Source organism: Streptomyces sp. NPDC032091, from assembly GCF_055580265.1.
The window spans coordinates 109,726-133,036 of the sequence record NZ_JBVILR010000002.1 but is presented as its reverse complement, the minus strand read 5'-3'; the positions used below and the strand labels follow the sequence as shown (position 1 = coordinate 133,036).

General features: G+C 74.9%; 17 protein-coding genes. 14 read left to right on the top strand and 3 right to left on the bottom strand.

Annotated features, from left to right (window positions below):
• Positions 1-56 precede the first annotated feature (56 nt).
• Entirely contained in the window at positions 57-743 is a 687-nt protein-coding gene (locus tag ACZ5NJ_RS03485) for a hemerythrin domain-containing protein (RefSeq protein ID WP_468762256.1), read from the bottom strand.
• Positions 744-850: 107 nt separating this feature from the next.
• Here ACZ5NJ_RS03485 and ACZ5NJ_RS03480 point away from each other — a divergent pair, with 107 nt between their 5' ends.
• From ACZ5NJ_RS03480 to ACZ5NJ_RS03465, 4 genes are all read left to right on the top strand, one after another.
• The gene (locus ACZ5NJ_RS03480; protein WP_468762254.1) at positions 851-1,303 is read left to right on the top strand and encodes an SRPBCC family protein; all 453 of its coding nucleotides are present in this window, start codon (positions 851-853) and stop codon (positions 1,301-1,303) included.
• Positions 1,304-1,390: 87 nt separating this feature from the next.
• On the top strand, positions 1,391-1,855 hold the full coding sequence (locus ACZ5NJ_RS03475; protein ID WP_468762252.1) for a hypothetical protein: 465 nt from the start codon (positions 1,391-1,393) through the stop codon (positions 1,853-1,855).
• A 4-nt stretch (positions 1,856-1,859) separates the two neighbouring features.
• The gene (locus tag ACZ5NJ_RS03470) at positions 1,860-2,195 is read left to right on the top strand and encodes a hypothetical protein (RefSeq protein ID WP_468762250.1); all 336 of its coding nucleotides are present in this window, start codon (positions 1,860-1,862) and stop codon (positions 2,193-2,195) included.
• Positions 2,196-2,203: 8 nt separating this feature from the next.
• Positions 2,204-2,530 carry a DUF4288 domain-containing protein gene (locus tag ACZ5NJ_RS03465; protein WP_468762248.1) on the top strand — a complete coding sequence of 109 codons (327 nt, stop codon included), beginning with the start codon at positions 2,204-2,206 and terminating at the stop codon, positions 2,528-2,530.
• Here ACZ5NJ_RS03465 and ACZ5NJ_RS03460 read toward each other — a convergent pair.
• Together ACZ5NJ_RS03460 and ACZ5NJ_RS03455 are read right to left on the bottom strand one after the other, a co-directional pair.
• Positions 2,488-3,591, bottom strand: a complete 1,104-nt coding sequence (locus ACZ5NJ_RS03460; protein WP_468762246.1) for a helix-turn-helix transcriptional regulator — start codon at positions 3,589-3,591, stop codon at positions 2,488-2,490. The genes ACZ5NJ_RS03465 and ACZ5NJ_RS03460 overlap by 43 nt on opposite strands.
• Positions 3,592-3,892: 301 nt before the next feature.
• On the bottom strand, positions 3,893-4,735 hold the full coding sequence (locus ACZ5NJ_RS03455) for a DeoR/GlpR family DNA-binding transcription regulator (RefSeq protein ID WP_468762244.1): 843 nt from the start codon (positions 4,733-4,735) through the stop codon (positions 3,893-3,895).
• Positions 4,736-4,831: 96 nt separating this feature from the next.
• On the opposite strand from ACZ5NJ_RS03455, the gene ACZ5NJ_RS03450 reads away from it, so the two are divergent.
• The 10 genes from ACZ5NJ_RS03450 (at position 4,832) to ACZ5NJ_RS03405 (ending at position 23,259) form a co-directional block, all read left to right on the top strand.
• Entirely contained in the window at positions 4,832-6,058 is a 1,227-nt protein-coding gene (locus ACZ5NJ_RS03450; protein WP_468762241.1) for an MFS transporter, read from the top strand.
• A gap of 46 nt (positions 6,059-6,104) precedes the next feature.
• Positions 6,105-6,707, top strand: coding sequence for an HAD family hydrolase (locus ACZ5NJ_RS03445; RefSeq protein ID WP_468762239.1), 603 nt, complete (start codon positions 6,105-6,107; stop codon positions 6,705-6,707).
• A 364-nt stretch (positions 6,708-7,071) separates the two neighbouring features.
• Positions 7,072-8,340 carry an aspartate aminotransferase family protein gene (locus ACZ5NJ_RS03440; protein WP_468762237.1) on the top strand — a complete coding sequence of 423 codons (1,269 nt, stop codon included), beginning with the start codon at positions 7,072-7,074 and terminating at the stop codon, positions 8,338-8,340.
• Positions 8,337-9,350, top strand: a complete 1,014-nt coding sequence (locus tag ACZ5NJ_RS03435; RefSeq protein ID WP_468762235.1) for an inositol monophosphatase family protein — start codon at positions 8,337-8,339, stop codon at positions 9,348-9,350. Before ACZ5NJ_RS03440 ends, ACZ5NJ_RS03435 begins: the two co-directional genes overlap by 4 nt.
• A complete protein-coding gene (locus tag ACZ5NJ_RS03430) occupies positions 9,347-10,384 on the top strand; it encodes a zinc-dependent alcohol dehydrogenase (RefSeq protein WP_468762233.1) in 1,038 nt (345 codons plus the stop codon). The genes ACZ5NJ_RS03435 and ACZ5NJ_RS03430 overlap by 4 nt, the downstream gene beginning before the upstream one ends.
• Positions 10,381-12,294 carry a beta-galactosidase gene (locus ACZ5NJ_RS03425; protein ID WP_468762231.1) on the top strand — a complete coding sequence of 638 codons (1,914 nt, stop codon included), beginning with the start codon at positions 10,381-10,383 and terminating at the stop codon, positions 12,292-12,294. Before ACZ5NJ_RS03430 ends, ACZ5NJ_RS03425 begins: the two co-directional genes overlap by 4 nt.
• Positions 12,295-12,442: 148 nt before the next feature.
• The gene (locus ACZ5NJ_RS03420) at positions 12,443-14,659 is read left to right on the top strand and encodes an aminotransferase class III-fold pyridoxal phosphate-dependent enzyme (protein ID WP_468762229.1); all 2,217 of its coding nucleotides are present in this window, start codon (positions 12,443-12,445) and stop codon (positions 14,657-14,659) included.
• A complete protein-coding gene (locus ACZ5NJ_RS03415; RefSeq protein WP_468762227.1) occupies positions 14,656-15,081 on the top strand; it encodes a nuclear transport factor 2 family protein in 426 nt (141 codons plus the stop codon). Before ACZ5NJ_RS03420 ends, ACZ5NJ_RS03415 begins: the two co-directional genes overlap by 4 nt.
• A complete protein-coding gene (locus ACZ5NJ_RS03410; protein ID WP_468762225.1) occupies positions 15,078-22,058 on the top strand; it encodes an amino acid adenylation domain-containing protein in 6,981 nt (2,326 codons plus the stop codon). The genes ACZ5NJ_RS03415 and ACZ5NJ_RS03410 overlap by 4 nt, the downstream gene beginning before the upstream one ends.
• Positions 22,051-23,259, top strand: a complete 1,209-nt coding sequence (locus ACZ5NJ_RS03405) for a cytochrome P450 (protein ID WP_468762223.1) — start codon at positions 22,051-22,053, stop codon at positions 23,257-23,259. The genes ACZ5NJ_RS03410 and ACZ5NJ_RS03405 overlap by 8 nt, the downstream gene beginning before the upstream one ends.
• The last annotated feature ends 52 nt before the right edge of the window (positions 23,260-23,311 follow it).

The window sequence follows — 23,311 nt, the reverse complement described above, 5'->3', positions numbered from 1 at the left end:
GCGGTGGGACGGTACGGACGGACGCGGACGCGGACGCCGCCCGCCGGTACGACGGCTCACGCGGCGGTCGCGCGCCGGCCGCGGATCCGACGCGTCTCGCGCCGGTACTGCCGCTGCCCGAGCAGCTTCCACAGCACCCGCGCCGGGACGGGCAGGCGGGCCAGGAACTCCCGGCGCTCCTCGGGCGGGCAGTCCTCCAGGATGGCTCCCAGGGCGATCATCAGCCGGTCCCTGGGCGTCTCGGCGAGGCCCCGCTCACCGACCGCCCGCCAGTCCTCCCCGCCCACGTGGAGCGCGACCAGCGGCATGACCTCGCGCTCCTCCTCGTCGAGATGGGCGCACAGCTGCCGGTGGTGCCGGCGCAGCGCCTCGGCCAGCTCGTCGCGGTCCGCCGGCAGCGCCCGTGCCTGCCAGCGGTCCATGAGCACCTGGACCTCGTCCATACCCTCGGTCAGCTCGCGGTGCTGCGCCCCCATCGCGAGGACCTGCTCGGCGTCGAGGTCGAGGTGGGGGAGGAGGACCGGCCAGAGCACCTCGTCCTCGCCGGTGTGGTGGGCGTGCAGGCCGACGGTGTACTGGCGCCAGTGCTCGGCGAGAATCCGGGCCCGCGCGGTGTCCGAGGGCCGGACGTCCTGGACGAGCTCGGCCAGCAGGCGCGACTCGCGACGGAACACCTGGTGGATCATCGCCATCTCACGGGTGTAGGGGTGGACGGCGGGGTCGGAAACCTTGTTCGTGGTCATGCGCCCAGTCTTCGGAGCGGGGTTGCCGGCCACTTGCAGCCGGCTTGCCACACCCGTCACCGCCGAGGAACACCGTCAGGACGGCGCCGATTCCCTACGATCGTGCCGTGCCCCCCTTTTCCCTCGAACGCACGCCCCCGCTCGCCCCTGCGGAGGCGTGGCGCCGGCTGACGGAATGGCCCCGCCACGCCGACGTGGTCCCGCTGACCAGGATCGAGGTGCTCACCGCGCCGCCGACCCGCGAGGGAACGCGTTTCGTGGCCCGGTCGGGCCTCGGACCGGTGAGCGTCGACGACGTCATGGAGGTGACGGTCTGGCGCCCGCCGACGGGCGAAGAGCCCGGCCTGTGCCGGCTGGAGAAGCGCGGCCGGGTCGTCCTGGGCTGGGCGGAGATCGAGGTCCGGCCCGGACCGGGGGGCGGCAGCCGGGTGGTGTGGCGGGAGGAACTCCGCGTCCGCTTCCTGCCCCGCCTCTTCGACGGCGCCCTGAACCGCGCGGCCCGCCTCATGTTCGGCCGCGCGGCGACCCGACTGCTCAGGAAGCCCTGCCCTAACGGGTGAGAGTTCCTCCGATTCCGGCGACTCAGTGTATGGCTGTCGATACGCTCTGTCATCGCAGAGGAAGAGCGCTCACGAAAGGCAGCTTGCATGAGGAACGTCTCCCGGATGTGCGTACTCGTCGCGGTGAACCTGATGACCGTCCTCGCGGCCGTGACGGGGCAGGCCACGGCCGCCCCCGCCGGGGCCGCTCACAGTGGCGTCCGGGTATTCGAGGAGTGCCGGAACGACGGCACGTCCTTCACCGACCGGCTCATCCCCGGCCACTGCCTCCGGAACGGCGGCTACCGCCTGGAGATGCAGTACGACGGCAACCTGGTGCTCTACTCCGGCTCCCGCCCCTGCTGGGCGAGCGGCACGGACGGGACCAACGAGGTCTACGCGAAGTTCTCCGGGGACTGGAAGCCCGACTCCCCCTACATGACGCTGGAATCGCCCGTCGGGGAGCTGCGGAAGTACCGCGGGAAGTACACCGGGCTCCACAAGACCGGAAACGTCAGCCTCAACAACAAGGGTGAGGTCTGGATCGCCTACGAGAAGATGGCGGGCTGCTGATCCGATGGGCACCCACGTGCGGAAGCTCGCGATCCGCTGCGTGCTGGCCGCCGTCCTGGCGGGCGGCGCGCTGGCGGGCTCCCCCCTGGCCGCGGAGGCGGCCGCCGGCCCCGCTCCCGCCCGTCTCGCCACCGAGCGCCGTCCCGATGACGTCTGTGCGGCGAACGAGAACCTGGGTGAGATCGCCACCAACTTCATCTCCCGCTGTCGGCGGGGTTCCATCCGGCAGGTGTTCCCGGGGCAGCACTACGGCGACACGCTCGGCTATCTCAAGGGCTGCCGGGAGAGCTCGTGCAACACCGCCTGGAAGCTCCTGAACGACAACCGCTTCAAGAAATAGCCGGGACCATGCCCACGTACATCGCCGTCCTGCTGTGCGAGAGCTCGGCCGGCACCCCCGATCACGCTCCGCTCTACCAGGAGAGCTTCGTCCTGCTGACCGCGGCCGACGGCGCGCGGGCCCGCGAGAAGGCGGAAGCGCACGGCAGGAGCCTGGAGACGAGTTACGAGAACGAAGCCGGCGAGCTGATCACCTGGCGGCTGCGGCACGTCGTCGACGTCGGTGAGGTGCTCGACGAGCGCCTCACCGACGGCTCGGAGCTGTACGCCCGGCACTTCAGGAACTACGCCGCCTACCGCTCCTTCGAGCCGCTCCTCTCGGGGGAGCAGACCTGACGTACCTTCGTGGTCGGGCGCAGGCCGTCCGCGAACGTGGCCGGGGGCTCGTCGGGCCGGAGGAGGCCGTGCCGGTGGGCGAGGTAGCCGAGCTGGAGACGGCTCGTCGCGCCCAGCTGCTTCATGACCGCGGCCACGTGGCGCTGGCAGGTGCGTACGGAGATGCCCAGGGCGCGGGCGGTGGCGCGGTCGTCGTCGCCGTCGACCAGGTGCTGGAGGATGGAACGTTTCGTCTGGTCGGCCATGTCCTGCACGAAGGCCTTCTCGCGCGGTTTGCCGAGGTCCTCGCCCGCCGCCCACAGCAGGTCGAACGTTTCGCCGATGAACGCGACGAGCTCCGGGCTGCGGACCAGCAACGCCCCGTCCCCGGTGTCCTGGAGCGGGAGCACGAGCAGTCGCCGGTCGAAGACCAGACAGCTGGTCAGCCCCCCGGAGACGGTCCTGGCTTCCGCCCCGCGGGCCGCCATCCGCTCCTCGAACCGCACCGTCGTCGGGTCGAAGCGGGCGGAGTGCTGGTACAGCGTGCGGACCCCGACGCCGGGGGCCAGCAGGTCGCGGCTGTGGCCGAAGGCGCGGCGGATCGCGTCGGCCGGGTGGGGGCCGCCCGGCCGGGCGCTGAGGACCTCGTCGGTGCAGGCGGCCGCCTGCTGTTCGACGATCCTCTGTAACTCGCCCGCCGATTCCACCCGTTCCAGCGGCGGCCCCTGGAGGGTCCGCTGGCGGGCGGCGTGGACGATGGCGAGCTCGGCGAGCTGGCCGCGCATGCGCAGCAGGTCGAGCTGGGCCCCCTGGACGCGCTCCTCCCAGCGCTTGAGGAGGCGTTCGGAGACGTCGGTGGGGTTGGCGGCGGCGAAGCGTTCGGGGCCGATCCGCTGGACGAGGCCGGCGGAGAGGAGGGAGTCGAGGGTCGCGGTGGTCCGCTGCCCGTCGGGCCGGCCGTGCAACTGGCCGGCGTGCAGCGGGCCGTGTTCGGCGAACTCGCGGTACAGGGCCATTTCTTCCGGGGTGAGCTCCCTGGGCCGGTCACGGTCCGGGGGGAGCTGCGGTGCGGCTGAGTCCATGTCGCTGCTTTCTGGTTCGCATCCGTCGCGACGACCGCGATGCTAGAAGACTCCGTTCCGTCGCGCCGTCCCCATGAACGTGTATCGGACATGAATTCTTGCCGCCAACGGCCCCGGACGTCCCTCCCGTCCCGTCCGCAACCCGCCGCCGGTGTGGGAGGGGAGGGCGGACGGGCACCGCCGCGAAGTGGCGAAAACTGCCGCACCTTGCTGCCGTCGTCTTCCCGACAGTCGCCAACACGACGGTCGTCCCCCCTTGGCCCGGGCGCCTTTCCCCTCCGATGCTGGCGAAAGGGACGGTTCAGCCGTCCGCCGGATGGACCACCTCCACGCCGCGCTCCCGCAGTGCCTTGACCGCGGGGGAGTCGGCGGGAGCGTCCGTGACGACGATGGCGATCTCCTCCACGGAGCAGATCCGCCCGAGAGCGACGCGGCCGAGCTTGTCGGCGGTCGCGACGAGGACCACGCGCTGGGCCGAGGCGACCGCGGCCCGCTTCACCTGGACGTCGTCGAGGTTGTACGCGGTGGCGCCCTGTGCCGGGTCGATGCCGCAGCAGCCCAGCACGAACGTGTCGAAGCAGAGGTCGCGGAAGGTCTGTACGGGGGTCTGCCCGTAGAAGGAAAGCTCCTCGGGGCGCACCTGGCCCCCCGGGAGGACGAGCTGGATGCCGGGATTCGGGGAGAGGGCGAACGCCGCGTGCAGGGAGAGGGGGGAGACGGTGAACTGCCGGCCGGCCATGGCCTTGGCGACGGCCACGGCGGTGCTGCCGGTGTCCAGGGCGACGGTCTCGCCGTCGGTGAGCAGCTCGACCACGGCGCGGGCGAGCCGTTCCTTGGTCTGCGTCGCGGACATCGCCCGGATGGCGTACGGGGGCTCGACGCCGCCCGGCAGGGCGCTGACGGCGCCGCCGCGGACCCGGCGCAGCGCGCCCCGGGACTCCAGGACCTCCAGGTCCCGTCGGACGGTCATCTCGGACGCCCCGGTGGCCTGGGCCAGCTCGGCGACGGTCGCGCGGTTCTGCTGCATGAGCAGTCCCACCACGAGCTTGTGCCTCTCCATCACGTTCATGTGTCTGCTTTTAGCACAAGGGGGCGCGCGGGGCCCCTGCCAGGTGCGTTCCGAACATGGAGGCTGTTGAAACAAACATCGCGTGTGCGTAATGTGGAATGGCCGGTGTGAACTTCATGCCGTTGTGGACGAGGAAGATGTTCATTCCGCCCATGGACGATGAGGAGACCGATGTCCGCCACCAGTGAGGGTGACCTGTCGCAAGCGACCAGGCCCCTGCTCAGCACCGTCGCGATCGTCGCCTCGTGCGTGGCCTTCGTGGTGATCGGCGCCCTCCAGGCGCTGTACGGCCCGGCCATCCCGGCGCTGCGGGAGGAGTTCGGCATCAGCCCCGCCGTCGCCGGTCTCAGCCTCAGCGCACACTTCGTCGGCGCGCTCCTCGGCGTGCTGATCTACCACGTGCTGCGCGGCCGCCTGAACAACCGCGTGCTGCTCGGCGGCTCGTACGTGCTCATGGCCGCGGGCTCCGCGGTCTTCGCCTTCTCGCCGAGCTGGATCCCGGCCCTGGCCGGCGCCTTCGTCATCGGCGTCGGATTCGGCGGCATCGACTACGGCCTGAACCAGCTGTTCGCCGTCGGCTTCGGCCGCCGCAGCACCGCCATGCTGAACCTGCTCAACGGGCACTTCGGCATCGGCGCCATCGCGGGACCGGCCCTGATCGGCTGGCTCGGCGCGGACAACTACCCCGGCATCTTCATCGGCGTCGGCGTGCTCAGCCTGCTGATCCTGCTCACCCTGGGCGGCGTCGCCGCCCGCGAGCCCGCGCCGGCGCCCGTCGAGGGCACGGCCGGGGGCGGGGCGCGGGTCATGCCGATCATCGCCGCGTTCATCGGCATCTACGTCCTGCACGTCGCCATCGAGACCGGCGTCGGAGGCTGGGAGCCCACCCACCTGGAGGCCGTCGGCTACGGCGCCGCCACCGCCGCGACCGCCACCTCCGCCTACTGGGCGGCCATGACCGTCGGCCGCTTCGTCGTCGCCCCGCTCAGCCTGCGCTGGTCCGCCCCCTCGATCCTGACCGTCTGCTGCGCCGGGATGGCAGGCTTCCTGCTCCTGGCCACCGTTCCGGCCCTCGCCCCGTACGCGTACTTCGGCGTCGGCCTGATGATCGCGCCCATCTTCCCGACCTGCCTCCCCTGGCTCAACCGGGCCGTCCCCGGCGTCGGCGCGGCCGGCGCGTACGTGATCGCCGCCTCGATGATCGGCGGGGTCGCCTTTCCCCCGCTGCTCGGCGCCGTCATCGGCACGATGGAGGTGAAGACCGTGCCCCTGGTGCTGTTCCTCCTCGCCGTCGTCTGCGGCGTCCTGAGCCTGTGGCTGCGCCGCCACGCCCCCGACCCCGGCGGCGTGCCCGGCCCGCGGGGCAAGGGCCGCGCGGAGGCCGTCATCACGCCGTGAACCCCCGCACCCCCCTTCGTCCGTCCCGAAAGCGAGGAGACCGAGGATGAAAGCCGTCCTCTTCGACATGTTCGGAGTCATCGCCCGCGTCCAGTCACCCCGGGCGCAGGCCGCCCTCCAGGCCGTCGCCGGCGGCGACCCCGACCGCTTCTGGGCGGCGTACTGGTCGCAGCGCGCCCCCTACGACCGCGGCGACGTCGACGGCGTGGCCTACTGGAACGGCGTCTGCGCCTCCCTCGGCATCACCCCCGACGCACGCCGGACCGCCGACCTGATCGCCGCCGACCTGGCCAGCTGGAGCGAGGTGGACGAGCGCGCCGTCGCACTGCTCGAAGAGCTGGCCGAGCGCGGGCTCACCCTCGGACTCCTCTCCAACATCCCCGAGGAACTGGCCGTCCGCTACGAGGCCACCCAGCCGTGGCTGGAGCGGTTCGCCGTGCGCGGCCTGTCCTGCCGGATCGGCAGCGCCAAACCCGAACCCGCGGCCTACGAGTGGTGCCTGCGCGCCCTCGGACTGCCGCCCGAGGAGGTCCTGTTCGTCGACGACCGGGAGGACAACGTGCGCGCGGCCCGCGAACTCGGGATGGGCGGACACCTGTTCACCACCCCCGACGCGCTGCGGACCGCCCTGGAGACGGCCTTGCCGTGACGAGGACCGCACAGCTCCGGGTCCTGTACGCCGGCGGGCCGGCCCGCCGCGCCACCGCCGCCGCACCACCACCGCCGTGGCGGCGGTGGTGGTGCCCGCGGGCTTCCGCCATGGGCCTCGTATTCGCCGGACAGGAGAATATGAGCCATAAGACCGGCATGTGGAAAGAGCCTCTTGTCAGGCTCTCGTTCATATGATCGGATCATCGTGAAGGCGCTGCCTCGGAACCCTGTCCGAACAGGTGAAGAATTCGAGCCGCCCCCCACCGGCACACGCCGCATTCCTTTTCCAGCCGCCGGACCGCGGAGACCTTTCTCCGGCGTCCGCGCCGTGAAATCTCGAATGACCCGCTTGAGAGGGACCGATGGAAACCCAGGACGTCACGGACCACATCTATTACCCCGTCAGCGATTACAAGATGGCCCGCGGTGAGGGCGTCTACCTCTACGACGAGGACGGCAGGAGCTACCTCGACTGCGCCTCGGCCACCTTCAACCTCAGCCTCGGCTACTCCCACCCCGCCGTGGTCGCCGCCATGAAGGACCAGCTCGACAAGCTCGTCCACATCACCTCCTCCTACCAGAGCGACCCGGTCAACGGGCTGGTCCAGCGCCTGGTGGAGGTCTCCCCGGAGAACCTCACCAAGGTCCACCCCAAGGTCTCCGGCGGCTCCGCCGCGAACGAGGGCGCCATCAAGATGGCGCAGCTGGCCACCGGCAAGTCCGATGTCATCACCCTGTTCCGCAGCCACGTCGGGCAGACCATGATGATGACCTCGATGTCCGGCAACGCATTCCGCCGCGAGCCGTTCCCCAACCTCTTCCCCGGCAGCCTCCAGGTACCGGACCCGTACTGCTTCCGCTGCTTCTACGGGCAGAACCCGAACACCTGCGGAATGATGTGCGTCGACCGGCTGGAGGACTTCGTCGACTACGCGAGCTCCGGCCGCGTCGCCGCCGTGTTAATCGAGCCGATATCCGGCAACGGAGGAAACATCGTCCCGCCGGACGGCTACATGCAGAAACTGCGCGCATTCTGCGACGAGCAGAACATCGCCCTCATCTTCGACGAGATCCAGACCGGCATCGGCCGCACCGGCCACATGTTCGCCGCCCAGTACTTCGACGTCGAACCGGACGCGATCACCACCGCCAAGGGCCTCGGCGGCTCGGGCGCCCAGGTCGCGGCCATCCTCACCAACGACCGGCTGGCCGGCCTCCCCGCCAACCACCACTCCTTCACCTACGGCTCCAACCTGCTGGCCGCCGCCGCCGCGAACGCCACCCTCGACATCGTCCGGCAGCCGGAGTTCCTCGCCAACGTCACCCGCACCGGCGCCTACATCATGGAACGCCTGGCCGACATGAAGGGCCGCTACCCGGCGATCGTGGACGTCCGCGGCGTCGGCCTCATGATCGGCTTCGAGCTGGCCGAGGCCGACGGCAAGCCGGCCGTGAAGCTCACCAACCACCTCGCCGCCAAGGCCATGGACCACGGCCTGATCCTGCGCACCTCGCGCTACGGCTACGGCAACGTCCTCAAGATCCGCCCCCCGCTGATCCTCACCCTGGACCAGGCGGAGGAGATCTGCGACAAGCTGGAGAACCTCTTCCTCGCGGAGCTCGCCCGATGACCCGTACCGCCCGCCCCGTCGCGCCGCCCGCGGACACCGCCACCGGCGACCGCCCCATGAAGCGGCTCCTCACCTCCCTCGGGCAGTACGTCCGCTCCGAGCTCCTCGCCTACGAGGCCGGCGGCGGCGAGCGCGCCGTCCACGGCGACTCCCCGGGCGGCGACGCCCAGTTCGACGTCGACGAGGTCGCCGAGAAGGCCGTCCTGGAGTACCTCCGCGCCCACGCCCACGTCCGGGCCGCCCTCTACACCGAGGACGGCTCCTACGTCGAGCTCGCACCCGACCCCGAGGTCCTCCTCGTCGTCGACCCCATCGACGGCACCCGCCCCACCTCCGCCGGCCTGGAGATGGGCATGGTGTCCATCGCCGCCGCGCCCTACGGCGACGGCGCCCCGACCCTCGCCGACGTCGACGCCGCCTGCCTCGTGGAGATCAAGAGCGGCGCCTGGCTCTACGGCGACGACACGGGCGGACTCGACAGCGGCGGCTTCGCCACCCCGGTACCGCGGCTGAGCCGGAACACCGACCTGACCCGCATGTTCTGGTCCATCGAGTTCAACGGCCACCCCATGGACCTGATGACCACGGCCTACGGCCACCTCGTGGACCGGTCGGCCAACACCGGCGGCATCTTCGTCTTCAACAGCAGCACCTTCTCCATCTCCCGCATCATCACCGGCCAGCTCGACGCCTACGCGGACATCGGCAACCGGATCCTGCGCGACCACCCCGACACCGAGGCGGACTTCCTGCGCGTCGGCCGCGGCTCCATCCTGCACCTCTTCCCCTACGACATCGCCGCCGTCGTCTACCTCGCCCGCCTGGCCGGCGTGGTCATCACCGACGCCTACGGCGAGGACCTCGGCAGCACCTCGCTGGTCGACCTGGGCCCCATGAACCAGAAGTCCTGCATCGCCGCCGCCACCCCCGAACTGCACGCGCAGCTCCTCAAGGCCATCCGCTGGGACCTCGGACGCGCCCCCGCCACGCCCGCGACGGAGGAATCATGAAGGCCCTCAAGCTCACCGCCGAGCGCACGCTCACCCTGGTCGACCACCCCAAGCCCGAACCGACCGCCGCCGACGACGTCGTCATCCGGGTCGCCCAGAGCGGCATCTGCGGCACCGACCGCAGCGTCCTCGTCGGCAAGTTCCCCGCCGAGACCGGCGTGGTGATGGGCCACGAGGCCGTCGGCACGGTCGAAGCCACCGGCCCAGGCGTCACCCGCTTCGCCGCCGGCGACCGGGTCATCGTCAACCCGACCCTCTACTGCGGCAACTGCCCCGCCTGCCTCGAAGGCCACTGGAACTTCTGCGAGCGCAAGGCCGGCACCGAGGTCGGCCTGGACTACGACGGCTCCTTCGCCGAGTTCATCCGCCTGCCCGAGCTGTTCTGCCACGCCGTGCCCGACGGCATGGACTTCGACCGCGCGGTCGTCGTCGAACCGCTGGCCTGCGCCCTCAACAACGTCGAGGCCGGACGGCTCGCCGCCGGAGAGACGGCCGTGGTCGTCGGCGGCGGCCCGATGGGCGTCGTCACCGCCATGGCCGCCCAGCTGTACGGCGCCCGGGTCCTCCTCGTCGAACCGGACCCGGTGCGCCGGCGGCTCGACGCCGAGGTCTTCGAGGCCCCCGAGTTCGGCGGCCGCGTCACCGTCCACACCCCCGACGACCCCGGGCTCACCGCACGCGGAGACCTCGTCGTCGACTCCGTCGGCAACCTCCTGGAGCAGAGCATCGGCTACGCCGCCCTCCGCGGCCGCGTCGTCATCATGGGCTTCAACAGCAACGCCTCCGCCACCGTCCGCCCCCTGACCGTGCTCCAGCGCGGCCTGCAGATCATCGGCGCCGGCGACTACAACAGCATGATCTTCCCCAAGGCCGTCGAACTGGCCCGGCAGCTGCCGCTGGAACGCATCGTCACCCACCGCTTCGCCCTCGCCGACCACGAAGAGGCCTTCAAGGCCCTCGCCGCCGTCCCCGGCGCCGAGTACGCCGCACTGAAGGTCGTCCTCGTCCCGCCCCACCCGGAGGAGGCCGCATGAACCCCGCCGCGCGCCCCCGCCTCGCCGGAGCACTGCTGCCCGGCACCACCCGGCCCGTGGTCGTCGGCGAGTACCCCTACTACCGGGCCGACCCCGCCCACTGGGCCGCCAACCTGCGCGAACTGCGCGGCCTCGGCGTGGACGTCGTCTCCTGCTACCTGCCCTGGCGCTTCCACGAGACCGGCGAAGGCACCGAGCGCTCCTTCGACTTCACCGGCCGCACCGACCCCCAGCGCGACATCGTCGGCCTGCTGGAGCTGGCCGCCGCGGCCGGACTGCGCGTCCTGCTCAAGCCCGGCCCCTTCATCCACGCCGAAGTCCAGCTCGGCGGCCTGCCCGACCGGCTCTGCGGACCGGACCACACCCCGTACACCGGCCTGGACGGCACCGTCCTCACCTCGCAGGGCAAGCCGCTGCCCAGCCTCCTCGACCCCCTGGTCCGGGCCGAGACCGAGACCTGGCTCAAGGCCGTCGCCGACGAGGTGGTCGCCAAGGCCGCCGCCCCCGCCGGCCCCGTCGTCGCCCTCCAGCTCGGCAACGAGGGCACCTGCGGCGACGCCCACCTGCCGGTGGACGCCCAGGACGCCTCCCCGGCCGCCCGCGCCGGCTTCGCCCGCTGGCTCACCGGGCGCGGCCTGCCCGACGAGGCGTCCCTGGCCGCCGCCGACGTCACCCGCTGGACCAGCGCCCTGCGACAGCTGTGGTCGCAATGGTCCGGCCACGCCATCGTCGGACTCTGGGACGAGATCTCCGGCCTCTTCCCCGACGGCCCCGCCCGGCTGGCCAACGTACCGCTGACCGCCGTCGGCGCCCCGCGCGCCGCCCTCGACGCCTGGGCCGCCCGGCAGCACGCCGTCCGCGGCTCCCGCCACCTCGTCGGGCACACCGAATGGGTCGGCAACCCCGCCCGGGACCCCGCCGCCTTCGGCTCCCACCTGGCCGGCATCCTCCTCGGCGGCACCGACGTCATCGAGGCGAACTGGGGGTTCACCTGGACCGACGACTCCTTCGCCCGCCCCGCCACCCCCGTCTTCAACGCCCTGCTCGCCCTGATGCTGGGCTCGACCACGATCAGCGTCTACACGGCCTGCGCCACCGCCAACTGGGGCCCGCTCGTCGACATGGACCCCGACGGCCTGCGCTCCGAAGGCGTCGACCCCGACCTGCACGCCCCGCCCTACAGCCCGGGCGCGCCGCTCGCCGAGACCGACGGCCACCAGCCCAACGCGGAGGGGCTGCGCCTGCTGGCCGCCTTCCTCGAAAGGTTCGGCGACCAGCTGCTCGCCGCCGCCGCCGACCGGGACGGGACCGTCCTGATCGACCGCACCCTGCCCGAGGCCGGCGCCTGGCAGCGCACCGGCCGCACCGCCCTCGCCGAACTCGCCGACGCCGTGCACCACCAGCTCGCCGGCTCCGGACGGCGGATCGGCCTCGGCTGGCTGGACGAGCACCCCGCCGCGGCGGCCGACGGCTCCCCGGCACCGGTGGCCCTCCTGCGGGCCGGACACCCGGGCGCCGACCGGCCCGGCGAGCTCAGCCTCCCCGCGGGCGAGCCCGCCGAGGGCGCCGTGGCCGCCTTCGTCGCCGCCTTCGCCGCAACGCTCCCGGCACCCGAGGGGGCGCACTGGCGGACCGGGCACGGCCGGGCCCGCGTCCTGAGCCGGACCGGCCCCGGCGACGTGCGCTTCATCGGCGCCTTCAACCCCACCGACGACGAGGACCGGATCACCGGCACCACCGCCACCACCGGCTGGGAGCTGCGGCTGCCCGCCGGAGCGGCCGCCGTCCTCGTCACCCGCGGCGGCGCCCTCCAGGGGTGGCTCGCCACCCCGGCGGAACCGGCCGCCGCCCCCGCCGCCCTCCTCTGGGACGGCGCCGAGGCCGACGCCCAGCGCGTCACGGCCTCCTGAGAACGCGGGCGGCGGGGGAGCGAACCTGACAGCGCACCCCCGCCGCCCGCTCCCTCCCCGGCGCGCCCCCCGCCCGCCGGCCCCCGATGCCCCGCCAGACCCGCGGACGAACCGGCCCGCGGGACCCTCCCACGAGCGAAACGGCGTCATGCACCCCACCACCCCCGCCGCAGCCGGCCCCGAGCCCGTACCCGGCCCCGAGCCCGCACCCGGCCCCGGGCCCGTACCCCACCTGCGCCCGGCCGGCCCGCAGACCCTCGCCATCCTGGACGACCTCATCTCCCGCGAACGCCCCGTCTTCGCGATGCCCTCCTGGTTCCTCAGCACCGAAGCCGCCCAGGCCGGCCACCTCGTCAGCGAGTTCGTCCGCGAGCTCGGCGGCCGCCCGCCCGGCACCGCCTACCGCAGCTTCTTCGCCAACTCCCGCTACGAGGCCCTCCACGGGGCGGTCAAACTGCTGCGCCACCGGGCCGCCGCGACCGCCGCCCACCACCGCGGCCGCGTCCTCGTCCTCGACCCCGACGGCACCCTCGGCCGCCGCGCCGACCCGCTCGGCGAAGGCCCCGACCGGGCCCTGGCCCCCGGCCTGCACACCCACCCCACCGTCGAGGGCCTGCGCGCCGCCCTGCGCACCACCACCGTGTGCGCACTCGTCGTCCGCGCCCCCGAACGCCTCGACGCCGCCGCCCTGGCCGCCGTCGCCGAGACGGCCCGCAGCGCCCGCGCCAACGGCGCCCGCATCGTCGTCGACCTCAGCGACATCGCCCCGGACGCCCCCGAGGACCCCGCCGTCACCGCCCTGCGGCCCGACCTCGTCGTCCTCGGCGAATCCCTCACCGGCCACGAGGTCCCCTTCGGCGCCTTCACCGGCACCCACGACACCTTCGCCCCCTGGAGCACCCCGCAGACGGGCTTCCTGCACTCCAACACCTACGGCGGCAACACCGTCGCCATGCGCGCCGTCATCACCCGGCTGCTGCCCCGCTGGGACGCCGGCGCCCCCGTCCACCGGGTCCTCGCCGCGGCCGCCGCCGACCGCTCCGCCGCCCTCGGGCTGTACGCCCGCCACGTGAACCCCATGACCGCCCGCATGCAGCGCAAACTGCACGGCGCGCTCAACGTGGTGCGCGCCAAGGGGACGAGACTGACCGTCCGTCTCGACTCGGGCCGGGAACTGGAACTCGTCGACGGCCTGTGCGGCGCCGGCCTCGGCGTGTCCGGGCACAACCCCGCCGACGCCCTCGACGAGGTCGTCCGCGCCCACGACCCGGTCGCCCGCGACCACGTCCGCGAACTGGAGCGCAAGCTCGCCGAGGAGACCGGCCTGCCGCGCACCTTCCCCGCCGTCAGCGGCGCCTCGGCGGTCGAGAGCGCCCTCACCCTCGCCCGTCTCGCCCGCCCCCGGCGCCGGCGCATCGTCGTCTTCAAGCACAACTACGGCGGCAAGACCCTCGTCTCCCTCCTCGCCACCGCCGCCGACCGCACCCGCGCCCCCTTCGGCCCCCTCTACGACGACATCCGCTACATCGACCCCTTCACCCCGCACGCCGTGGACGAGTTCCGCGCGGAGGCCGCCGGCGGGAACGTCGGCCTCGTCTGGATCGAACTCGTCCACGGCAGCTCCGACGCCTACGCCCCGATCCCCGGCCCGCTCCTCGACGCCGTCACCGAGGGCCGCACCGCACACGGCTACCTCGTCGGCGTCGACGAGGTCCTCACCTCCTACTACCGCTGCGGCACCCGCTTCGCCCACCACGGACGGCTCCCCGACATCGACCTGATGAGCCTGTCGAAGGCACTCAGCCACGGCTGCTTCCCCACCGGCGCCGCCCTCGTCTCCGAGGAGGTGTACGAGGCGGCCCGCCGCACCAACCCCCGTCTGGTCGAGGAACTGCGCACCCACCACGCCCACGGCCTCGGCGCCCACTTCGCCCTCCAGGCCATCGCCCGGGTCGACGCCCTCGGCCTGCCCGAACGCGTCCGGGCCCTGTCCGGCACCGTCCGCGAAGGCCTCGCCGCCATGGACAGCGGGCCGCGCGGCGTCGTCGGACGGCGCTTCGCCGAGGGACTGCTGGGCCGGCTCGAACCCCGCGTGCCCGGACCGCTCGGGCGGTTCCTGGACCCCGAGGGGGAGGCCATGACGTACGCCCTGATCCTCTGGTGGATCACCCGCGCCCGCGCCTTCGTCGTCTACGACGTCTTCCTGCTGCCGCTGACCGCCACCGAGCGGGAGGTCCGGCACGTGATGCGCGGCGCCCGCCGGCTCTCGCGCACCGGGCCGCTGCGCCTCCTCGCGCACGCCGCCCGCTTCCGCCTGGGACAGCGCCTGTCCCGCACCGCCGCACCCCGCAGGAGCACCGTATGAGCACCGCGCACGTCGACGTCGTCCGCCGGTTCTTCCGGCTCTTCGACGAGGGCCGGCTCGCCGACATCGAGCCGCTGCTCGCCCCCGACTTCGAATGGGTCTACCACGGCCCGAAGACCCTGCCCTGGGCCGGCGTCTACCGGGGCGTCGCCGGATTCCGCGAGTTCTTCACGATCGTCCGCGGGCTGATCCAGGTGCAGGAGTGCGAACCGTACGAGTACCTGGACGCCGGTGACCGGGTCGTCGTCCTCGGCGTCAGCCGGACCAGGGTCCTGGCCAACGACGCCCGCTACGAGGCCCAGTGGATGAACGTCTTCACCGTCCGCGACGGCCTCATCTCCCGCTACCTGGACCTCTACGACACCGCCAGCGTCGTCGCCGCCCTCGAAAGCGGCCCGAGGGAGGTGACCGCGGCCCCGTGAACGCCCACGCCCCCGCCCCCACCGGGACGCTCGGCGCGGCCTTCGCCGCCGCCGTGCACCACCACCCCCACCGCACCGCCCTCGTCCGCGGCGGCCTGCGCCTCGACTACCGCGAGCTCGCCGCCATGGCCGCCGCCGTCACGGACCGGCTCACGGGCCGGATCCGCGCCGGAGAACCCGTCGGCCTCTGCGCCCGCCGCTCTCCCGGCACGATCGCCACCCTGCTCGGCACCGTCCTCGCCGGCGGCGCCTACCTGCCGCTGGACCCCGACGCCCCCGACGAGCGGATCCGCGCCCTCGCCGCCGCCGGCGCCCTGCGCACCGTCTTCGCCGCCGAAGCGGACCTGGGCCGGCTGCGGGGCCTGCTCCCGGACGGCGTCACCGTGTTGCCCGTCGACGAGCGGATCCCGTCGCCCGCCGCGCCCCCGTCGCCCGCCGCGACGGCGCAGCGCCCCGACTCCCTCGCGTACGTGATGCACACGTCGGGCAGCACCGGCACCCCCAAGGGCGTCGAGATCGAGCACCGCTCGGTGCTCGCCCTCGCCACCGCCCCCGAGGCCGGTCTCGGACCGGACGACGCCGTGCTCCAGCTGGCCCCGCTCCACGTGGACCCGTCGGTCTTCGAGATCTGGGGCGCCCTGCTGAACGGGGCCCGTCTGGTGCTCCCGGAGTCCGACCGCCCCGGGGTGCACGAGATCGGCCGGGAGTGCGCCCGGCACGGCGTGAGCGTCCTGCGGCTCGCCGCACCGCTGTTCCGGCTGGCGATGGAACACGTCACGGCCGACCTGCGCGGGCTGCGGCTGTGCGTCTCCGGCGGGGACCGCGCCGACCCGGACGCCGTCCGCACCGCCCTGCGCGAGCTGCCCGGATGCCGGATCGTCAACGGCTACGGGCCGACCGAGACGACCGTGTACGCCTGCTGGCAGGTCCTCGACGGCCCCGGGGACTGGGACGGCGACTGGACGGAGGTCCCGATCGGACGCCCCTTCGCCGGCGCCACCGCGTACGTCCTGCGCCCCGACCGCAGCCCGGCCGCACCGGGCGAGGAGGGCGAACTCTGCGTCGGCGGACCCGGGGTGGCCCGCGGCTACCGGGGCCGGCCGGACCTCACCGCGGACCGGTTCGTCCCCGAGCCGGGCTGCCAGGGCCGCACCGCCTACCTGACGGGCGACCGCGTGCGGCGGCTGCCCGGGGGCGGGTTCGCCTTCCTGGGACGGTTCGACGACCAGGTCAAGATCCGCGGCCACCGCGTCGAACCCGCCGAGACCGAACGCGCCCTGCGCGCCCACCCCGCCGTCCGCGAGGCGGTGGCCGTCCCGTACGGCCCCCCGGGTGAACGCCGCCTCGCGGCCTGGGTCGTCCTGAGCCCCGACGCCGTCCCGGACCCGGACCCCGCGACGGCCCTGAAGGCCCACACCGCCCGGCTCCTCCCCGCCCCGGCCGTCCCCGCCGCCGTCCGCTTCCTCACCGCCCTCCCCACCACCCCCAACGGCAAACCGGACCGCCGCCTCCTGACGGCCCGGGCGGACGAACCGCCCCCGGCGGAGCCCGCCGCCCCGGCCCGGCTCACGCCCCGGCCACCTGAAGCCGACCGCCCCGCCCCGACCCGGCCCGCCACCACCACCGGCGTGGGCGGCAGCGACGACCTGGCCGCCCCGCCCCGGGCCCGGCTCACGGCCCGGCCCCCCGGGGCCGACCGCGCCGCCCCGGCGCACGCGCCGGGCACCGCGGACGGGCCCGCCGCCGCCACCCGCGCGGGCGGCAGCGAAGGGCCGGACGGCCCGACCCAGGTTCGGGCCACGGCCCGGCCCCCCGGGGCCGACCGCGCCGCCCCGGCACACGCGCCGGGCACCGCGGACGGGCCTGCCGCCGCCACCGGCGTGGGCGGCAGCGACGGCCTGGACGCCCCGGCCCGGGCGCGGGCCACGGCCCGGCCACCTGGAGCCGGTCCCGCCGTCCCGGCGCACGGGCCGGACGCCCCGGCCCGGGCACGCCTCACGGCCCGGCCGCCCGGAGCCGACCGCGCCGCCCCGGCACACACGCCGGGCACCGCGGACGGGCCCGCCGCCACCATCCGCGCGGGCGCGCCGCCGGCCACCGCCCGGCCGGCACACGTCCCGGCCGGCGCCACGGCGGCGCAGGTCGCGCGCACCGGGTCGGCGGAAGCGGAGGCCGCCGTCCGCCGGAGCGTGTCCGCGCACTGGGAGGCCGTGCTCGGCCACCCCGCCGGGCCGGACACCGACTTCTTCGCCGCGGGCGGCGACTCCCTCGCCGCCATGGCGCTGCTGGCCCGCCTGGAGCGCGAGCACGGCTCGGCGCCCACGCTGGCCGAACTGTTCGCCGCCCCGACGGTCCGCGCCCTGACGGCCCACCTCACCGCCCCCGCCCGCCACGGCGCCCCCGACGCCACACCCGCGCCAGAAGCCGCCCCGAGCCAGGCACCCCCGGCTCCGCCGGCCCCGGCCACTCCGGCCGCCCCCACCGTCCCGGCGGTCCCGACCACCCCGACCACCCCGGCCACCCCGGGGCCGGGCGGGTCCGTCGAGCCGGCTCCGGGCGCCGTTAGGGCCCCCGGGCCGCACGGGGCCCCCGGGCCGCACGGGCCCCCCGGGCCGGTCGTGTCCGTGGCCCCGGGGCCCGCCCCGGCGGGGCACCGGGCCGAGCCGTGGCTGCCGTTGACCCCCGGTCAGCAGGGCATGTGGTTCGAGCAGGAGGCCGCCGCCAGTGCCGGGCGGTACGTCATCGGGCGGGGGTTCCGCATCGAGGGGCCGGTGGACGCGCCCCGGCTGCGGCGGGCCCTGACCCTGCTGGGCGAACGGCAGGCCGCACTGCGCACCGTCGTGCGGCGGGACGCCGACGGATGGCGGCAGAGCCTGCGCGCCGACCCCGGCGCCGAACTGCGCCACCACGACCTCACCGACGGCCCCGCCGACGGGCGCGCCGCCCGCGCCCGCACCCTCGTCGCCGAACAACTGGCCGCCGGCCCCGGCCCCGACGGCACCCGCCTGCTGCGCACCCTCCTCCTCACCCTCGGGGAGCACCACAGCGTGCTGCACCTCGCCGTGCACCACGCCATCGCCGACGACTGGTCCCTCGACCTCCTCCTCACCGAACTGGCCGCCCTCTACGCCGACCCGGCCGCCGCCCTGCCCCCGCTGCGCCGGACCTACCCCGAGCACCTGCGCCGTGCCCTCGCACCCCGTCCCGAACGCCTCGCCGCCGCGACCGCGTTCTGGCGCGCCGCGCTCGACGGCGGGGCCGCCGCCCCCGACCTGGTCACCGACCGCCCCCGCCCGGCCGTGCTCAGCGGGGCGGGCGACCGGGTCCGGCTGCGGATCGGGCCCGAGCGGCTGGCCCGCCAGGCCCGGGCGGCCCGCCGGCACGGCGTCAGCCCGTACATGCTGCGCCTGGCCGGCGTGCACACCCTGCTGTCCGCGCACGCCGAACGCGACACCCTCACCCTCGGCACCCTGGCCGCCGGCCGCGACCGGGCCGCCGCCCAGGACCTCGTCGGCTGCTTCGTCACCCTGTTGCCCGTACGCGTCACGGCCGGCCCCGACACCACCACCGGCGAGCTGCTGACCCGCGTCCGCGCCGCCTGCGCCGGGGCACTGGAGCACCAGGACGTACCGTTCCAGACGGTCGCCCGCGAGCTGGCCCCCGTCACGGCCGGCCGGGCCGCCGTGCCCTTCCAGGCCGTCGTCAACCACCGCCGGGGCGGCCCGCGCCCGCTGGAGCTGCCCGGCGCCCGCACCACCCCCTGGGACGCCGGAGCCGGACCGGCGCGCGCCACGTTCGAGCTGGCCTTCACCTTCGAGGAGGACGACGGCGCGCTCGACATCGAGGTCGAGTTCAGCACCGACCTCTACACCCCCGCCACCGCCCGCCTCCTCGCGGCCCAACTGGCCGCCGTGCTCGACCGGCTCGCGGACGGCGACCGCCCGCTGCGCGAGGTGACCACGCACGCACCGGGCGAGGAGGAACGGCTGCGCCGCGCCCCCGCACCGGGCCCCCGCGGCGCGGACACGACCCTGACCGCGCTGTTCGCCCGGCAGGTCGCCGCCCGACCCCACAAGACGGCCGTCACCGGCGGCGGCACCCGCCTCTCCTACGCCGAACTCGACCGGCTCTCCGACGCCGTCGCCCGCCGGCTGGCCGCCCGCGGCATCCGGCCCGGCGACCGGGTGGCCGTCTGCCTGGAGCGCTCCCCGCTGCTCGCCGCCACCCTCCTCGGCGTCCTCAAGTCCGGTGCCGCCTACGTGCCCCTCGACCCCGCCTACCCGGCGCGGCGGCTGCGCCACTGCGTCGAGGACGCCGACGCGGGCGCACTGGTCTGCGCGAAGGACACCGCCGACGCCCTGCTCCCGGCGGGCCCGACACCGGTCCTGTACGCGGAACGGCTCACCGCCCCGGAAGACGGGGCTCCCGAAGCCCAGGCCCCCGCCCCGCCGGCGGCCGTCGATCCCGGCGCCCCCGCCTACCTCATCTACACCTCCGGCAGCACCGGCCGCCCCCGCGGCGTCGCCGTACCGCACCGGGCCGTCGCCAACACCCTCCTGGCCTGCCTGGAGGGCCACCCCTTCACCGCCGACGACGTCTGGCTCCAGCTCACCTCGCCCGGGTTCGACGTCGCCGCCTTCGAGCAGTTCATGCCCCTGGTCAGCGGCGCCACCCTGGTGTACGCCGACGACGCCACCCGCACCGACGGCCCGGCCCTGACCCGTACCCTGCGCACCGCCGGGGTGAGCGTCATGGTGACCGTCCCCTCCCTGCTGCGGGCCATGGACCGCCCCGACCTGGCCGGCGTACGGGTCCTGCTGGTCGCCGGCGAGCCCGCCGACGTCCACGACAGCCGCCACTACGCCGCGCAGGGCCGCACCGTCCTCAACGGCTACGGCCCCACCGAGGCGGCCGTCCTCGCCACCACCCACCGCGTTCTCGCGGACGACGACCGCGCCCGCGTCCCCGTGGGCACCCCCCTGCCCGGCACGGCGGCGCACGTCGTCGACCGGCACGGACGGCTCGCCGCCACCGGCGTCCCCGGCGAACTCTGGCTCTCCGGCGCCGGCCTCGGCGACGGCTACCGCGGCGACCCGGAACGCACGGACCGGCTGTTCACCACCCACCCCGCCCTCGCCCACGCCGGGCGCTGCTACCGCACGGGCGACCGGGTCCGGCGGCTGCCCGACGGCTCCCTGGACTACCTCGGCCGGCTCGACCACCAGGTCAAACTCCGCGGGTTCCGCATCGAACCCGGCGAGATCGAGAGCGCGCTGGCCGAACACCCCGCCGTCCGCGAGGCCGTCGCCGTCCTGCTGGGCAGCGGCCCCGACGCCACCCTCGGCGTCGGCTACGTCGGCACCGCCACCCCCGAGGAGGCCCGCGCCCACCTCGCCCGGCTGCTGCCCGACCACATGGTGCCCCGGCTGGCCGTACCCGTCCCCGCCCTCCCCACCGGAAGCCACGGCAAGGCCGACCGGCCCGCCCTGGCCGGCCTGCTGGCCGCCTCCCGCGACCGGCAGCGGACGCGGGACGCGGCCACCGCACCGGCCCCCGCCGACGCGACGCAGCGACGCCTGCTCGCCCTGTGGGAGGAAGTCCTGGACGGCCCCGCCGGCTCCCTCGACGAGGACTTCTTCGCCCGCGGCGGCCACTCCCTGCGCGTCGTCCGGCTCCTCGGACGCATCGAACGCGAGCTGGGCACCCGCCTGCCCGTCGCCGACTTCCTCGCCGAGCCCACCGTCCGCGCCGTCGCACGCCTCCTGGACGGGGCCCACCCCACCGCCGGCCCCGGCACCGCGCCCGTGGGCCCGGACGACGCACGCCTCGACCCGTCCCTGCGCTTCCCCGCACGTCCCGGCCCGCCGAGCCCGGCCGACCCCGTACTGCTGACCGGCGCCACCGGGTTCGTCGGAGCCCACGTCCTGGCCGACCTCCTCGACCACACCACCGGCCCCGTGCTCTGCCTGGTCCGGGCCACCGACCCGGACACCGCCCGCGCACGCCTGGCCGCCGCCCTGCGCCACCACGGGCTCCGGCCCGACGCCCGCGACCCCCGCATCGTCCCGGTACCGGGCGACCTGGCCCTCCCCGGCCTCGGCCTGGACGGCACCCCCTGGGCCGAGGAGGTCCGGCGGGCCACCACCGTCCTGCACCTGGGCGCCCCCGTCCACCACGTCTCCGGCTACCGGCACCTGGAGGCCGCCACCGTCGGCGGCACCGCCGCGCTCCTGCGGATCTGCGCCGAGGGCCGGCCCGCCCGCTTCCACCACGTCTCCACCCTCGGCGTCTTCCGCGACGGACCGGCCGGCGCCCCGCCGCGCACCGTCACCGAGACCACCTCCGCCGCCGGCGAACGCCATCCGCGCGGCCGCGGGTACGCCGCCGCCAAATGGGCCGCCGAACACCTCGTCGCCCAGGCCGCCGCCCGGGGCGCCGACACCCGCGTCCACCGCCTGGGCCGGGCCGGCGGCAGCACGCGCGGCGCCGTCAGCCGGGGCGACTTCCTCAGCCGCCTCCTCGTCACCTCCGCCGCCCTCGGCTGCCACCCCGACGACCCCCGGCTGGCCACCGACGCCCTGCCCGTCGACACCATGGCCCGCGCCCTCACCGCCCTCGCCTTCGCCGACGGCGCACCGGGCACCGTCCACCACCTCCACCACCCCCGCCCGACCCCGCTGGCCGCCCTGACCGCCGTACACGACCGCCGGACCGGCCGCAGCACCCCGGCCGTTCCCCTGGGCACCTGGCTGCGCCGCCTGGACGCCGCCGAGGCCGCCGGCACCGCCCTGCCGGCCCTCGCCTACCGCGAGCACCTGCGCGACCTGCGCGACCGGCCCACCGCCGCCCGCCCCCACTTCCGCAACGACACCACCCTCGCCGCCCTGCACGCCCTCGGCGTCACCGTGCCCGCCCTGGGCGACGCCCTCGTCGGCCGCTGGTGGCAGACCCTCGACCGGAGCACCCCCGATGACTGACCCCGCCGCCGAACCGCTCTACCCCATGGACCGCCAGTGTCCCTACGCCCCGCCCCGGGAGGTCACCGCCGTCCGGGAGGCGGGCACCGTACCCCGGGTGACCCTGTGGAACGGGGTGCGGCCCTGGCTCTTCACCCGCTTCGACGACGCCCGCACCGTCCTGTCCGACCCGCGCTTCAGCGCCGACAAGAGCCGCCCCGGATACCCGCTGTCCAGCGCCGTCGCCCTCGCCGAGACCGCCGTCGAACCCACCCTGCTCGTCCTGGACAACCCCCGCCACGACGCCCTGCGCCGGCTGGTCCTCGGCGAGTTCACCGTCAAACGGGCCGAACGGTGGCGCCCCGCCGTCCGCGCCGTCGCCGACGGCTGCATCGACCGCATGCTGAACGGCACCACAGCGGACCTCGTCACGGACCTGGCGCTGCCCACCGCCCTCACCGTGATCTGCGAGTTCCTCGGCGTGCCCGGCGAGGACCGCGACCTGTTCCGCACCCTCACGCACACCATGAACCTCGTCGCCGGCAGTACCGAGAGCGCGGCCACGGCACGCCAGACCCTCCAGGACTACCTGGAGGACCTGGTGGCCGGCCACCGCGGCCTTCCCCAGGACGGCTTCATCGCCCGCACGGCCGCCCGCCACCTCCCCGACGGCACCATGAACCGCCGCCAACTCGCCGCGATGGCCCTGCTCCTGCTCACCGCCGGCCACGACACCACCGCCAACATGATCTCCCTCGGCGCCTTGACCCTGCTGCGCCACCCGCGCCACTTCGCCGCCCTCGCCGGCGCCGCCGAGGACTCCCGGATCGCGGCCGACACCGTCGAGGAACTGCTGCGCCACCTCACCGTCGTCCAGCGGGGCATCCGCCGCATCGCCGTCGAGGACGTCCCGGTCGGCGGCCGGCTGGTGCGCGCGGGGGAGGGGGCCGTCGCCGCGATCAACGTCGCCAACCGGGACCCCGGACGCTTCCCCGCCGGCGAGGACTTCGACCCCACCGCCCGCGCCCACGGCCACCTCGCCTTCGGCTACGGCCCCCACCAGTGCATGGGCCAGTCCCTCGCCCGGGTCGAACTCCAGGAGGTCTTCACCGCCCTCGCCCTCCGGATCCCCACCCTGCGCACCGCCGTGCCCGAGGAGGAACTCCGGTTCAAGTCCGACATGGCCGTCTACGGGCTCCACGCCCTGCCCGTGACCTGGTGACCGCCCGGATCCGCCCGTACCCCGCCCCGCACCCCCCGAAGGAGCCGATCCG